The sequence below is a fragment of the Pseudomonas mucoides genome (genome assembly GCF_015461845.1).
Lineage (GTDB): Bacteria > Pseudomonadota > Gammaproteobacteria > Pseudomonadales > Pseudomonadaceae > Aquipseudomonas > Aquipseudomonas mucoides.
This window is the reverse complement of the sequence record NZ_JACOPW010000008.1, coordinates 14803-29638: the sequence shown is the minus strand read 5'-3', so window position 1 is coordinate 29638 and position 14836 is coordinate 14803. Positions and strand designations below refer to the sequence as shown.

The window sequence follows — 14836 nt, the reverse complement described above, 5'->3', positions numbered from 1 at the left end:
ATACCGCTATCGCGAGCAGGCTCACTCCTACATTTGATTGGCGGTGGTCTTAAATACCTTGGCTACGCAGCCAACTCATCAACTGCGGTAACGGAAACGCCCCGCTCTGGCGCGCCACTTCCCGGCCGTTCTTGAACAGAATCAGACTCGGGATCGAGCGAATCCCCAACTGCGCCGACAACTGCTGGTTCGCCTCGCTGTCCAGTTTCGCCAACCGGCACTTGCCCGCCAACTGAATGGCCGCCTGCTCGAACACCGGCGCAAAAGACTTGCACGGCCCGCACCAGTCCGCCCACACGTCCACCAGCAACGGCAGATCGCCTTTGATCTGGCTGGCGTAATCGCCTTGCTTCAATTCGAACGGCTTGCTCAGCAAGACCTCGGCCTTGCAGCGCCCGCATTTTGGATGGTCGTTGAGGCGCTCGGCGGGGATGCGGTTGAGGCCGTTGCAGTGCGGGCAGGGGATGAGGAGAGGGTCGGTCATTTTGGGCTCCAAAAAATTGAGCAATCAGACTCGCTGATTTGGAGTCGAAGGCAGGATTTATCAAGTTGATAAAACGACTGAATCGAATTCACAGCCGTCGCAATTGCACACAGTTTCCGGAGGGGCAGTGCTGAAACGGTAGCTACGCTGCGGGCAACTCAACACGACTTATCTTCAGTCAAGGAGATCGCTTTGCTTTCAACTGCGTGCTACTTTTGTTGCACTTATCGACTTCTCGATGTTTTTCACTTTCCGGATAGGAGTACTCCCATGTCCGTGACTTCCAAAATCCGCCGTCAAGGTGGAGCCGCCGTGATAACTCTCCCACCTACCTTACTGAAACTCCTGCATCTGGAGGTAGGGGCACAGTTGGAGCTCAACGTGGTTAATGGTGAGTTGGTTGCTCGCCCCGTTGTGCCGTCTTCTCGTAAACGCTACAGCTTGACTGAGTTGCTTGAAGGCGCTGAAGAAATGGCTGAATTGAATGCGCTGACATCGTCTGCCCGCGAAGGTGATCCAGTTGGCCGGGAGTTGGGTTGATGGTGCGTGGGCAGGCCCCGCAGCGGGGCGACGTCTATTGGGTTGACCCCAATCCGGTTGCTGGACGAGAGATGATGAATCGGCATCGCTTCGTGGTGATAACGCCAAGGGAAATCAATGCTCTGGGTGTCAGCATGACGGTCCCTATCACCAGCGGCGGCAGCTTCAGTCGAAACTCGGGCCTTGCGGTTGTCGTATCAGGACATGACACGACTGGGGTCGCGGTGTGTAATCAGGTGCGCAGTTTTGATATTGAACAGCGCGTCCGTGATGGCTCTGCCAAATTTATCGAGCGTCTTGATGACGTGACAATGGCCGACATCGTTGCTCGAGTCGTCAGTTCCATCGATCCACTGGATTAGCCAGCATCACGACGAACAACTAATCTCCAAATGCTTGCCCCACTCCGGCGGCCGCTCGGCGTAACTCTCCATCCCCGGCTGTTCCTCGAACGGATTGCTCAGCACCGCGTGCAGCCGCCGAACCTCTGAATAATCCCCGCTCTCCGCCGCATCGATAGCCTTCTGCGCCAGGTAGTTACGCAGGATGTACAGCGGATTGACCGCGTGCATCCGTTGCTGGCGCTGTGCTTGGTCAACCGCGCCTTCGCGAGCCACCCGGGCAACGTAGAGCTCGCCCCAGGCGTCGAAGCCCTTGATGTCGACAAAGTCATCACGCAAGCGGGCGACAGCCATTTCCGGTGACTTATCTCCGAGACGACGGAAGAACAGGCTGTAATCGACGCCACTGTTCTGCATCAGTTGCAGCAGCTGTTCCAGCAGTTTCTGGTCATCGTCTTCAGCGGTGGTGAGGCCGAGGCGACGGCGCATCAGGTCCAGGTAGTGGGCCTGGTACAGCGGCAGGTAAAGCCCGAGGGCTTCGCGCAGGGCTTCGACGCTGATGAACGGCGTCAAAGCCTGGGCGAGGGCGCTAAGGTTCCATTGGCCGATCGGCACCTGGTTGCTGAAGGAGTACCGGCCCTGATCGTCGGAGTGGTTGCAGATGAAGTGGGCGTCGAAGTCGTCGAGGAAGGCAAATGGGCCGTAGTCGAAGGTGATGCCGAGGATCGACATGTTGTCGGTGTTCATCACTCCGTGGCAGAAGCCATAGGCCTGCCACTTGGCAATCAGCTCGGCGTTACGCTCGACGATTTCGCGGAACATCGCCAGATACGGTTCCGGTTGTTCCAGGCATTCGGGGAAATGCATGGCCAGCACGTGCTCGCCGAGTTCTTTCTGCTTCTCGGGGCGTTTGGTGTAGTAGAAATACTCGAAATGCCCGAAGCGCACGTGACTCGGCGCCATACGCAGGACCATCGCCGCGCGTTCCTGCTTCTCGCGCCAGACCGGCGTATCGGAGCCAATCACGCACAGCGCTCGGGTGGTCGGAATGTTCAGGGCATGCAGCGCCTCAGAGGCGAGAAACTCGCGGATTGAGGAGCGCAACACCGCGCGGCCATCGCCCATGCGTGAAAAAGGCGTCTGGCCGGCGCCCTTGAGGTGCAAGTCCCAGTGTTCACCGGCCTCGTTGTAGACCTCGCCCAGCAACAAGCCGCGTCCATCACCCAGCTGCGGGTTGTAGGAACCGAACTGGTGCCCGGAATAGACCATCGCCCTCGGTACCGCGTCGGCCCAGAGCTTGTGGCCGCTGAACAGCTCGGCGAACTCCGGGGTTTCAGCAACGGTCGGGTCCAGGTCCAGCAATGCCATGGCCGCAGGGCTGGCCACCACCAGGCGCGGGTTATCGATGGGCTCGGGCAGCACATGGGCGGAAAACGTATCGCCCAGACGGGCAAAACGATTATCGAAGGTCAGTTCGTCGAGGGCTTTCACCGGCCATCTCCAGCAGAATGTCCAAGCATTCTGCTGGGGATAGGGCGGTTAGTCGAGCTTGGCGGATGGCGGCTCTTGCACGGGTTTGCCATCGGCCATCGGCACGATGGTTTTGCTTTCCGGCTCGATCGGCACCATTTTGTATTCCTGACCCTGAAGGTTCTTGAGGTAGACCTCCATCTGCCGGAACGAGATGTTGATGTGCTGCTTCTTGAATTCGCGGTTGATGAAGCGGTTGACCTCATCGAGCACCGGGTTGCGGTCACCGAGGTCGCGCACATGCATGCGCAACTCGTGGTCGAGGGTGCTTTCGCCGAAGTTCAGGAAGTACACGTGCGGTTCCGGGTCCTTGAGCACGCGCGGGTTATCGCGGGCCGCCTTGAGCAGCAGCTCTTTCACCAGGTCCAGGTCCGAGCCGTAATCGACGCCGAGCTTGAGGGTCACCCGGGTGATGGTGTCGGTGAGGGACCAGTTGATCAGTTGCCCGGTGATGAACGTCTTGTTCGGGACAATGATGTCCTTGCGGTCAAAGTCGGTGATGGTCGTGGCGCGGATGCGGATCTTGCTCACCGTACCCGACAGGTTGCCGATGGTGATGGTGTCGCCGATTCGTACCGGGCGCTCGAACAGAATCATGATGCCGGAGATGAAGTTCGCAAAGATTTCCTGCATCCCGAAACCGAGACCGACCGACAGCGCCGCTACCAGCCATTGCAACTTGTCCCAGCTCACGCCGAGGGTCGACAGGGTCGAGACAAAACCGACGCCGGCGATCACGTAGGACAGCAGCGTGGTCGTGGCGTAGGCGCTGCCCTGCGCCAGGTTGAGCTTGGACAGCACCAAGACTTCCAGCAGACCCGGCAAGTTGCGGGCGAGGGCGAAAGTGATGCCGATGATGATCAGCGCGCCGAGCATGTCGCCGATGCTGATCGGCACCATGCTCATGGTGGCGCCCGTGCCGCTGGTGTATTCGTAGAGGGTGATGTTGTCCAGGTACGAGAACACCGAAATCAGGTCGGACCAGGCCCAGTACAGCGCGGCCATGAAGCCGCCGAGCAGCGCCAGGCGAATCAGGCGCAAGGACTGTTCGTTGACCTTCTCGATGTCCAGCGTCGGTTCCTCGATGACTGCTTCGCCATCACCGGCCTCCTTCGCAGCCTGACGTTTGGCCAGGGCTCGCTGGTACGCCAGGCGGCGCGCCGCCACGCTGAGGCCGCGGACAAAGGTGGCTTCGATCACCAGCCAGAACATCAGCAGGTAAAGGGTGTTGATCAGTCGATCACTGAGCTTGAGCGCCGTGTAGTAGTAGCCGAAGCACACGGCCACGAACAGCGCGATTGGCAGGGCGGTAAACAGGATCCCTACAATTTTGCGGAACAGCGAAGTGTTCTCGTGCGTCGGGCTTCGCATCAGTAAGCGGCTGAGCAGCCAGGCCATCAAGGCATAGCAGGTCAACACCACCGGCATGCCCAGCACGTCATCGGCGAGCGTTGCCGGTTGCAGTTCGGCGACCGCCACTACCGCCACCAGCGCCATGACCACCAGACCGAGTCGACGGACCCAGCCTTGAAGGAATTCGACCTGAGGCTTTTCCCAACGGAAATGCAGTTCCGCCACGCCACCCGGCGCGAGGATCCGATAGGCGGTGTAGAACACCAGCCACGCCTGGGCCATTTGCAGCAGCGCGGCACCCATGTTGGCGTTTTGCCCGCGGGCGTCGATCTGCAAGGCGAGGCCGCACAAGGCCAGGCCGAGCGCGACCGGCATCGCCAGCAAAATATTGATCAGAATGGCCTGAGGCGTGTGCCACTGGCTGTCGCGCTTGAAGTGGCCGATGTCCTTGTGAACCTTGTTCAGTCGGGCATACAGGCTTTTGCGTCGCCACAGCAGGGCGCCGATCAGCAGCACCAGCGGCAGAAACAGCAGCGGACGTTGAATCAGGCCATCGCTCAACTCACTCAGGCTGGAAAACCACGGCAAGGTGGTGACCTGGCGCTGCAAGCGTTCCGGCACGGCGTGAATCCATTCCAGGTCCAGCGGCTTATTGCTGGGGATCCAGAACATTTGCTCGTCGAGGGTCGCGCGCAGGCTTTGCGCGGTGCTCAGCAGTTGCTTCTGATTGAGTTGCAGGGTGATGGATTCGTTGAGCACGGCGCTCAATTCGCGGTTCAGTCGCTCCAGCAGGTCGGCGCGGGTCGTGGCCAGTTCCAGCAGGCTCTTGCGCAGTTGCGGGGTGACTTGATCCGGCGGCTGGGTCGACAGCAGATTGTCGACGTAAGTGGCCGGATTACTCAGCAGTTCGCGTTGCTGGCTGACTTCAAACTGATAGAGGCGAATGTCGGCGATCTGGTCGGCCAGGTCGCGGTCGAGCCTCAAGCGCGGCAGAGACTGCTTCTGTTTGTAGAGAATCTTGGACAGCAGCAGGCTGCCCTTGAGCACGTTGATTTGCTCGTCCAGCGCTGAATCGCTCTGGGTGACGTTGTCCAGTTGCTGCTTGGTTTGCAGGTTTTGCTGGGTGACTTCGTTGAGGCGGTCGGTGCTTTTGAGCAGGTAGTCGGACAGCTTCAGGTTGGCCGCGCTTTCGGTGGCCAACAGGGCGCTGCCACCGGACTTCTGCGCCTCGATGGACTGCTGGGTCACCGTTTCCTGGGACTGGGCCAGGCGTTTCTGGTTGATCAGGGTTTGCAGCTCCTGGATCTCCTGATCCAGGCGATCGGATTTTTCCGAGAGCAAATCGTGCTGGCCGCTGCCCAAGTCCTGCAACTGACTGTTGCCGGCCAGTTCCTGACGGCGCAACGGGATCAGTGCATTCAGGGCGGCGAGCTCAGCATTGAGCAAGTCGCGCTGTTCACCACTCAAGGTTTTGCCGGCATCTTTGCCCGTCTTGAGGGTGTTGTTGATTTGTTGAATGCGCGTCTGGCTGGTCGAAATTTCCGCTTGGGCGCGCTCTGGTCGGGTCTGGGCGGTAATCACCAGACTGTTGGCATCGGCCAGGGCTTTTTGCAGATCGCTTTGCTGAGTCGAACGCTCGGTGAGCATTTGCTCGAGCTGCGGGATCGACAGGTTGGCGTAGCGCTGCCCCACCGGCTGCGCCTTGGTCGCCTTGAGGCGCGCCAGTTCACGCTGGTTCTCGATGTTCTGCTTGGGCGCGGTGGCCAGTTGCTGTTTGAGGTCGGCGAGTTTCTGCTCGTAGTCACGCGCGTTGTTGAGCTGGGTCAGCGTGTTCTGCAGGATGGCTTGCAGCGCTTTCTGGTCGGCTTCCGGCAGCTTGCGGTCGGCGATCTTGTCCAGGCTTGCCTGCACGGCTTCGCTGGACGGCGGTTCGGCCGCTTGCAGCGTGCCGATGGAGAGGCTCAAGCCCAGCAGGGCCATGACGAAAAAGGTGCGCAGGGTTGACATAGAGACCGATCGAAAACGAGACGAAGAGTGGAGTTTAGAGGAACAAGCCCGGACCCGGGCGACTTCCTTCGGGGAATCTGACGCCCACTTTGCCGATCTTGTTCCCTTCCATGACCGCCACGGTCCAAATGGTGTTGTTCCACTCCACCTGGTCGCCGACCACGGGTGCACCCCCGACTTTCTGGGCGATGAAGTGGCCGAGCGTCATGTCCGGATCGATGCCTTCGACTTTCAACCCGTACAGCGAAGCAACCGCGCCCAGCTGGGCGTCTCCTTCGAGTACGAAGTCGCCGAAGAAGCGCAAATCCAGACCCCGCTGCGGTGCCTGGCTGAAGAGTTTTCCGAGCGCCGGCAGGTTGTGTTCATGGCCGATAACACACAGCAAATCATCGACTTCCAGCACCGTACTACCCGACGGATGGAGCAATTGCTGGCCACGAAACAGGGCTGCGATGCGCGTACCTTCGGGCATTTTCAGCTCGCGGAGGGGCGAGCCGATGCACCATTTCTCGGCACCGAGGCGATAAATGAACAGTTCCCACTCACTGGTGACATGCACTTCCAGTGCAGACCGCGAGATCGGCGCGGGCTCCGGCGGCACCGTCACTTTCAGCAGTTTGGCCACCCAAGGCAGGCTTGTGCCCTGCACCAGCAGCGACACCAGCACAATAAAGAAGGCGAGATTGAAATAGAGCTGGGCGTGGGGCAAACCGGCCATGAGCGGGAACACCGCCAAAATGATCGGGACCGCGCCGCGCAGGCCGACCCAGGAAATGAACGCTTTTTCGCGGCCATGGAATGCCTTGAACGGCAGCAGTCCGGCCACCACCGACAGCGGCCGCGCGACCAGAATCATCCACAGCGCCAGGCCCAGCGCGGGCAGGGCGATCGGCAGCAAGTCATGCGGGGTAACCAGCAGACCCAGCACCAGGAACATCCCGATCTGCGCCAGCCAGGCCATGCCGTCGAGCATGTGCAGAATGCCGTGACGGCTACGCACCGGCCGGTTGCCGATGACCAGACCGCACAGGTACACCGCGAGGAAGCCGCTGCCGTGCAGGGCGTTGGTCAAGGCAAACACCACCAGACCGCCGGCAATCACCAGAATCGGGTAGAGGCCGTTGGCCAGGTTGATCCGGTTGACCAGTTGCAGCATCAGCCAGCCGCCGCTGAGGCCGACGACGGCGCCGATACCAAACTCACGCACGAAGTGCCCGAGCAAGCTCCAGTGAAGGCCGGTCTCGCCGCTGGCGAGCATGTCGATCAAGGTGACGGTGAGGAACACCGCCATCGGGTCGTTGCTGCCGGATTCGATTTCGAGGCTGGCGGTGACCCGTTCGTTCAGGCCTTTGCCACCCAGCAGCGAGAACACCGCTGCGGCGTCGGTCGAGCCGACAATCGCGCCGATCAGCAGGCCCTGAATAATGCTCAGGTTGAACAGCCAAGCGGCGACCATGCCGGTCAACGCCGTGGTAATTAACACCCCGACCGTGGCCAGCGACAGCGCCGGCCACAGTGCAACGCGGAAACTCGCGACCCGGGTGCGCAAGCCACCGTCGAGCAGGATTACCGCCAATGCGAGGTTGCCGACCAGATAAGCCGTGGGGTAGTTATCGAAAATAATGCCGCCACCGTCGACGCCGGCAGCCATGCCCACGGCCAGGATAATCACCAGGATCGGGATGCCGAGGCGGGACGAAAGTGAGCTCACCAGAATGCTCGCACCTACCAGCAACGCGCCGATCAGAAACAGGCTGTTGATGGTGATTGCATTCAAAGGCAGTACTCCAGAAAACGAAAGGCGGGCACAAACTGACCATGCAGTCTGCGTGCCAGCGATTCTAACCTGTTGAAATGTGATGCTGTCAAAAAGGTTTTTGCATTGATACACCGCGATGGCAATACCCGCCCTGTAGCAGCCTGCGTTCGGCTGCGCAGCAGTCGCGATTCCTATGTACCGGATTTGTCTGACATACAGCGAATGACTATTTGACGACTGCTGCGCAGCCGAACGCAGGCTGCGCCAGCTGCTACAGGGGCGGTGTGATGGGTGTCAGAGGCTGAACCGCCCAACCATGTTGTTCAGGTCCAGCGCCAATCGCGACAGCTCATTGCTCGCCGCACTGGTCTGATTCGCCCCGGTCGCCGATTGCACCGACAAATCACGAATGTTCACCAGGTTGCGATCCACTTCGCGGGCCACTTGCGCCTGCTCTTCGGCGGCGCTGGCGATGACCAGGTTGCGTTCGTTGATTTCGACGATGGCGCTGTTGATAGTGTCCAGCGACAGGCCGGCGCCACGAGCAATGTTCAGCGTCGACTCGGCGCGCTCGGTGCTGTTGCGCATCGAATCCACGGCGTGCTCGGTGCCGCTCTGGATGCTGCCGATCATGCGTTCGATCTCGCTGGTCGACTGCTGAGTGCGATGCGCCAGGGCACGAACCTCATCCGCCACCACCGCAAAACCGCGACCGGCCTCACCGGCGCGAGCCGCTTCGATGGCCGCGTTCAGGGCCAGCAGGTTGGTCTGGTCGGCCAGACCGCGAATCACGTCCAACACTTTGCCGATATCGCGGGATTCGTTGGCCAGGTCGCCGATCAGCGTCGCGGTGCTCTGCACATCGGCGCTCATGCGTTCGATGGCGCTGACGGTTTCCTGCACCAGATCACGGCCATCACCGGCCGACGTCGTGGCATTTTTCGAGGCTTCGGAGGTGCTCACGGCGTTACGTGCGACTTCTTCCACGGCGCTGGTCATTTCGTTGACCGCAGTGGCCGCCTGTTCGATTTCGTTGTTCTGCTGAGTCAGGCCACGAGCGCTTTCGTCGGTGACGCTGTTGAGCTCTTCGGCGGCGGATGCCAGTTGCGTGGCCGAGCCGGAAATCCGTTGCAGGGTGTCGCGCAACTTGTCCTGCATCTTCGACATCGCCAGCAGCAAGCGACCGGCTTCGTCTTCACCATCGACGGTGATCGGGCGCGTCAGGTTGCCTTCGGCAATTTCCTCGGCAGCGCTCAGTGCGTTGGCGATCGGCTTGGTGATGCTGTTGGTCAGTAACCAGGCGAACAGCAAAGTCAGGCCGGTGGCGACGACCAGCAGGGTGATCACCAGGTTGAATGCCGAGGAATACTGGTCGGCTGCCTGCTGGTTGGTGTCGAGGGTCTGCTGTGTGTTGATCTCCAGCAAACGGTTGAGCACGGTGTTGACCGCTTCGGAGTTGGTCAGCAAGTCGGTATTGAGCAACGTGCGCAGTTCATCGACCTGATTGTTGCGTGACAGGCTCTTCATGCGGTCTTCGATCTGGCGGTACTGACCCAGTAACTGCACGTATTGATCATAAGCCGCACGTTCCTGCGGGCTGCTGATCAGTTTTTCGTAGGTCGTCTGGGCGGTACGGATCTGCTGATTACGGGTTTCCAGCAGGTCCATGGTTTTCTGCTGCACGTCCGGCTCGCGGTTGACCAGCAAGCGATAAGACAGAACGCGCAGACGCAGGGTCAGCTGAGTGAATTCGTCGAGGCTTTTAATGCTCGGCACGCTGCTCAGGGTGATCTCCTCGGCGGCACCGCGAATCTTGCTCATCTGGTTCAAGGCGAACACGCCCAGGATCAGCATCAAGCTGCCAATCAGGGCAAAACCGAGGAACGCCCGTGGAGCGATATTCATATTACGAAGGGACATTGTGTTTACCGAAGTGAGCGCACCCGTGCGGCGCTGAAGCTGACGTATGAGTGACTTATCGGTCATGCGACTAAAGTCTTGAGTCCCTGCGCGTTTTTGTCGCACAAGCCCCCCTGGCGACGAAGTGCAGGAACCGGATCCGCCAATCACAGTCTCTACTGCTCGCGAGAAAGGTCGCCCGCCAGGAAAATCAAGGCTTTAGGCCCAATAACCCTGGCATCCGTGGTGACTTTTCTTTATCGTACGCGCCCTTTGAAAATGCTCGGAAAATCAAAATGTTGGAAGCATCCCTAAGCCAATTGGAACAACTGGTAAATGATCTGGTGCAACAGAACCAGGCACTGCTGGGCACTAACCAGACCCTGAGCGCAGAACTGGCTCAGGCCAAGGACGAAAACGAAAGCCTGCAACTGAGCCTGATGGAGCAGGAAGAGAAACAAGGCGCCACCGCCGCACGCATTCAAGCCTTGGTTGAGCGCGTCAGCGCCGGTCCGGTCAGCGCATGAATCACGGCGTCGCAGGGGTAAAAGTCGTCTCGATCCTGGGGGAGGACTATTCGATCAAGGCGCCGGCCGGGGAAGAGCAAACCCTGCTGGACGCCGCGATGATGTTGAAAGCTGCTTTGGCCGACACCAAACGGAAGTACCCGACCCTGATCGGTGACCGCCTGCTGGTGCTGGCCGCGATGAATCTGTGCTCGCAGCAAATCGAAATGAAAAAGCAGCACAAGCAGGAACTCGACCGTTACCAAGAGCAAGTCAGCGCCACGGTTGAAGTGATCTCCAAGACGATCAATCAGGCCTGATCGGCTTTGCGCACAACCAAAGAATAAATTGTCGATAAGTGTTGTATACAATCGGCACGGCTGTTGCAGTGTTTCAGCCTCTTATTCTTTGGGGGTGCACCATGCAGTTCTGGCGACGCAGTATTCAATGGCAGTTGATCTTGAGCATGGGCACCGCCCTGTTGGTCAGTATCCTGATCGTAGTGGGCATTTATACCCTCGTGGTTAACCGTCTCGCCCAGAGCTATCTGGTCGAACAGGCCCTGCCGTCGAGCATCGAAGCGATGCGCAACGACATCGAGCGAATCCTCGTTCAACCCCTCACAGCCGCCAAGGACATCGCCAGCAATAGCATGGTGCGAGACTGGTTGGCCGCGGGTGAAGACAGCGGCCGGACGGCTGAATTTGCGCAATACCTGGAAGGCATCCGTGCTGAACACAAAGCCTTCACCGCGCTGATTATCGGCACCGCTTCAAATCACTATTTGACCGAAAAAGGTCTGGACCGGACCCTCAGCCGTTCCAATCCCAAAGACGCCTGGTTCTACTCCTTCCTCGACAGCAATCAGCCGCGCACCCTTAATATCGACAATGACACCGCGACCGGAGAATTGGCGCTGTTCATCGACCTTAAGGTCCAGGCTGCCGGTAAAGTCGTGGGCGTTGCCGGCCTGGGGCTGAGCATGAAAGAGCTGTCGGAGCTGATCCACAACTTCGCCTTCGGGGCGCGCGGCAAGGTCTATCTCGTGCGTTCTGACGGTTTGATCCAGGTGCATCCCGAAGCGAAATTCAGCGGAAAACGCACCTTGGCCGAGCAAATCGGTGCTCCGGCGGCGCAAGCCGTCATGGGTCAAAAAACCGCCACAAACAGCAGCTTCGTAAGAGACGGTGAAGACTTCCTCGCCTTGAGCCTGCCGCTGCGAGACCTGGGCTGGACGCTGGTGGCCGAAGTGCCACAATCGCAGATCTACGCCGAAGCCCGCCGCGCCATGTGGATGAGCAGCGGCATCGGCCTGGCCGTGGCGCTGGTGTGCCTGATGCTGGTGGTGTTGCTGGCCCGTGGTTTGGTGCGCCCGATCCGTCAGGTAACAGCGGCATTGGTAGCCATCGGTAGCGGCGGTGGAGATTTGACCCACCGGTTAGATTCCAGCCGCGCCGATGAACTGGGTGACCTGGCGCGCGGCTTCAATCGCTTCCTCGACAGCCAGCGTGAAATGATCGGCGAAGTGCTGACCACCAGCGAACGCTTGCGCACCGCCGTCGGCCAGGTGGCGAAGGTGGTGGACAACACGGCCCAGCGCTCTGGTCGGCAGCAGGAAATGACTGACATGGTCGCCACGGCCGTTCATGAGATGGGGTTGACCGTGCAGGAAATCGCCCAGAACGCCGGCAACGCAGCGGTTGCTTCGCAAAATGCTCGCGATGAGGCGATGCAGGCGCGGGAAGTGGTCGGCGGATCGATTCGACATATAGAAAGCATGTCGGATGAAATCGGCCTTGCGGCGACGGCGGTGGGCGAGCTGGCTCATCAGGTCGCCTCTATCGATCAGGTGTTGGCGGTGATTCGCGGGATTTCCGAGCAGACCAACTTGCTGGCGCTCAACGCCGCCATCGAAGCGGCGCGAGCCGGGGACATGGGCCGTGGATTTGCGGTAGTCGCGGATGAAGTGCGCACCTTGGCGCGCCGCACGCAGTCGTCGACCGATGAGATTCAGCAGATGATCGGCAGCCTCAAGCAGGGTGCGGAGAATGCGGTGTCGTCGATGCACAGCGGACAAGCGGCGACGGGCACCGGTGTTGAATCGAGCCAGCGCACTGGCGCGTCGTTGACGGCGATTACTGGGCAGGTGGAACGGATCAGCGACATGAATCATCAGGTGGCGACGGCGACGGAAGAGCAGTCGGCGGTGACCGAGGAGATCAACCGCAACGTGCAGGGGATTTCGGATTTGGCGCGGGCTACGGCTGGAGAAGTGAGAGCATGCCGTGAGGACTGTCAGACGTTGCAGCGGTTGGCGGATGATTTGGCGCGGCAGATGAGCAGTTTCAAACTGAGCTGATGAGTTGTCTGCGCTGACGCTATCGCGAGCAGGCTCAATCCCACAGTTGATCGCATTTCAACTGTAGGAGTGAGCCTGCTCGCGATTGGCCTTCAGCAACACCAAAGAATCAGGATCAGAACCACTCATCCTGCATGTTCAGGCACACATCATCCCGCGCCTCAAGAATCGTCAGTTCATGGTGGCAACCCGGCACTTCCCACGTCAGGAAATACCGTGCCGCCTGCAGCTTGCCCTTATAAAAGCTCACATCCGCCGCATGACCCTTGGCCAACCCTTCCTCGGCCCGAATCGCCTGTTCCAGCCAGCGCCAGCCAATCACCGTGTGCCCGAACACTTTCAGGTACAACGCCGAGTTCGCCAGGCTGCTGTTGACCTTGCCCTGCGCCAGATCAGTCAGCAGGCCGATGGTCACCGTTTGCAGGCGCGCCACCAGTTTCTCCAGCGGTTCACGCAATGCGGTCAAGGATTCATACGCCTGCGCCCGCGCGCCTGTGTCGGCGATCAGCCGGATCAATTGCTTGAGCCCCGCACCACCGTTCTGCGCCAGTTTGCGCCCGAGCAAGTCCAGCGACTGAATGCCGTGTGTCCCTTCATGAATCGGGTTCAGACGGTTGTCGCGGTAGTACTGCTCCACCGGGTATTCGCGGGTGTAGCCGTGGCCGCCGAGAATCTGAATCGCCAGTTCGTTGGCCTTGAGGCAAAACTCCGACGGCCAGGATTTGACGATGGGCGTCAGCAAATCCAGCAACTCATGGGCTTGTTTGCGCTCGGCTTCGGTTTCAAGCGTGGTGGTGTCATCGAACAATCGCGCCGCGTACAAGCCGAGGTCGAACGAACCTTCGACATAGGCTTTCTGCGTCAGCAACATGCGCTTGACGTCGGCGTGTTGGATGATCGCCACCGGCGCGGTGTTCGGGTCCTTGCTGTCCGGCACGCGACCTTGTGGACGTTCCCGGGCGTATTCCAGCGAGTACAAATACCCGGCATAACCGAGCATCACCGCGCCCATGCCGACGCCGATCCGCGCTTCGTTCATCATCTGGAACATGTAGCTCAAACCGTGATGCGGCTTGCCCACCAGGTAGCCGACACACTCGCCGTTATCGCCGAAATTCAGCGCGGTTGACGTGGTGCCGCGCCAGCCCATCTTGTGGAACAACCCGGCCAGCAACACATCGTTGCGCTTGCCGAGGCTGCCGTCCTCGTTGACCAGGAATTTGGGCACGATGAACAGCGAAATACCCTTCACCCCGGCCGGTGCGTCCGGCAGCTTGGCCAACACCATGTGCACGATATTTTCCGACAGCGGGTGATCGCCGCCGGAGATGAAAATCTTGTTGCCCTTGAGGCGATAAGTGCCGTCAGACGCAGGTTCGGCGCGCGTACGAATATCCGACAGCGACGAGCCGGCATGCGGTTCGGTCAGGGCCATGGTGCCGAAGAAACGCCCGTCGATCATCGGTTGCAGGAAGCGCTGTTTCTGCTCTTCGGTGCCGAAGCTTTCAATCAGGTTCGCTGCGCCCATGGTCAAGAACGGGTATGAAGTGGAGGCCGCGTTGGCCGATTGAAAATGCGCGAAGCACGCCTGGGACAACAGCGTCGGCAGTTGCATGCCGCCCGCGTCGAAACTGCGCGCGGCGTTGAGGAAACCGGCTTCGAGGAACGCGTCCACTGCCGGCTTCACTTCCGGAATCAGAATCGCCTGACCGTCCTCATAGCGCGGCTCGTTCTCGTCGCCCTTGCGGTTGTGCGGGGCGAAGAACTTTTCGGCGATGTTGCGGGCGGTGCCGATGGCGGCATCGAAGGTCTCGCGATTGTGCTCGGCGAAACGCTCACGCTGGGTCAGGCCCTCGGCATCGAGGACTTCATACAGCTCGAAAGCCAGATTGCGGGAACTGAGCAACGTCTCGGACATGGCGGCCTACCTTTTTTTGGAATGGACCGAGTCTAGGCGTGGGAATAAAGGCTGAACAGGATGATTGATGAGCGTGATGGTAGAGCCGCGCAGAAACTTAGCAAACACCACAAACCCCTGTGGGAGCGGGCTTGCCCGCG

Annotated in this window: 11 protein-coding genes and 2 pseudogenes; 6 read left to right on the top strand and 7 right to left on the bottom strand. The window is 59.9% G+C overall.

All coding sequences use genetic code 11. The features are described 5' to 3' along the window. Window positions 1-49: 49 nt before the first annotated feature. The gene (trxC, locus tag H8F22_RS26265) at window positions 50-484 is read right to left on the bottom strand and encodes a thioredoxin TrxC (protein WP_027922067.1); all 435 of its coding nucleotides are present in this window, start codon (window positions 482-484) and stop codon (window positions 50-52) included. 270 nt (window positions 485-754) lie between these two features. Between trxC and mazE the strand changes: the two genes are divergently transcribed. Both mazE and mazF read left to right on the top strand, forming a co-directional pair. After that, window positions 755-1024 carry a type II toxin-antitoxin system antitoxin MazE gene (mazE, locus tag H8F22_RS26260; protein ID WP_194940871.1) on the top strand — a complete coding sequence of 90 codons (270 nt, stop codon included), beginning with the start codon at window positions 755-757 and terminating at the stop codon, window positions 1022-1024. Continuing rightward, window positions 1024-1386, top strand: coding sequence for a type II toxin-antitoxin system toxin MazF (mazF, locus tag H8F22_RS26255; protein ID WP_027922065.1), 363 nt, complete (start codon window positions 1024-1026; stop codon window positions 1384-1386). The genes mazE and mazF overlap by 1 nt, the downstream gene beginning before the upstream one ends. Before the next feature lie 6 nt (window positions 1387-1392). Here mazF and selO read toward each other — a convergent pair whose 3' ends face one another. From selO to H8F22_RS33170, 5 genes and pseudogenes are all read right to left on the bottom strand, one after another. Beyond that, window positions 1393-2856 (bottom strand): protein adenylyltransferase SelO, encoded by a 1464-nt coding sequence (selO, locus tag H8F22_RS26250; protein WP_027922064.1) that lies wholly within the window; start codon window positions 2854-2856, stop codon window positions 1393-1395. Between the two features lie 48 nt (window positions 2857-2904). After that, on the bottom strand, window positions 2905-6255 hold the full coding sequence (gene mscK, locus H8F22_RS26245; RefSeq protein WP_027922063.1) for a mechanosensitive channel MscK: 3351 nt from the start codon (window positions 6253-6255) through the stop codon (window positions 2905-2907). A gap of 34 nt (window positions 6256-6289) precedes the next feature. After that, a complete protein-coding gene (locus tag H8F22_RS26240) occupies window positions 6290-8032 on the bottom strand; it encodes a potassium/proton antiporter (RefSeq protein WP_027922062.1) in 1743 nt (580 codons plus the stop codon). A gap of 276 nt (window positions 8033-8308) precedes the next feature. Further along, window positions 8309-9172 (bottom strand): methyl-accepting chemotaxis protein, encoded by an 864-nt coding sequence (locus tag H8F22_RS33175; protein WP_370741086.1) that lies wholly within the window; start codon window positions 9170-9172, stop codon window positions 8309-8311. Continuing rightward, window positions 9164-9919 (bottom strand): annotated as a pseudogene (locus H8F22_RS33170) (MCP four helix bundle domain-containing protein); the annotation flags it as partial. The pseudogene H8F22_RS33170 and the gene H8F22_RS33175, both read right to left, overlap by 9 nt. 290 nt (window positions 9920-10209) lie before the next feature. On the opposite strand from H8F22_RS33170, the gene H8F22_RS26230 reads away from it, so the two are divergent. The 4 genes and pseudogenes from H8F22_RS26230 to H8F22_RS33160 all read left to right on the top strand — a co-directional run bounded on the left by H8F22_RS26230 (window position 10210) and on the right by H8F22_RS33160 (window position 12778). After that, window positions 10210-10440: a hypothetical protein gene (locus H8F22_RS26230; RefSeq protein ID WP_027922060.1), complete on the top strand. Its 231-nt coding sequence runs from the start codon at window positions 10210-10212 to the stop codon at window positions 10438-10440. Continuing rightward, window positions 10437-10739 carry a cell division protein ZapA gene (locus H8F22_RS26225; protein ID WP_194940870.1) on the top strand — a complete coding sequence of 101 codons (303 nt, stop codon included), beginning with the start codon at window positions 10437-10439 and terminating at the stop codon, window positions 10737-10739. The genes H8F22_RS26230 and H8F22_RS26225 overlap by 4 nt, the downstream gene beginning before the upstream one ends. Before the next feature lie 101 nt (window positions 10740-10840). Beyond that, window positions 10841-11914, top strand: a pseudogene (locus H8F22_RS33165) (HAMP domain-containing protein); the annotation flags it as partial. An 18-nt stretch (window positions 11915-11932) separates the two neighbouring features. After that, the gene (locus H8F22_RS33160) at window positions 11933-12778 is read left to right on the top strand and encodes a methyl-accepting chemotaxis protein (protein WP_371258936.1); all 846 of its coding nucleotides are present in this window, start codon (window positions 11933-11935) and stop codon (window positions 12776-12778) included. Between the two features lie 115 nt (window positions 12779-12893). Here the strand turns inward: H8F22_RS33160 and H8F22_RS26215 are convergent, their stop codons facing one another. Then, the gene (locus H8F22_RS26215; protein WP_027922057.1) at window positions 12894-14696 is read right to left on the bottom strand and encodes an acyl-CoA dehydrogenase; all 1803 of its coding nucleotides are present in this window, start codon (window positions 14694-14696) and stop codon (window positions 12894-12896) included. Window positions 14697-14836: the final 140 nt, after the last annotated feature.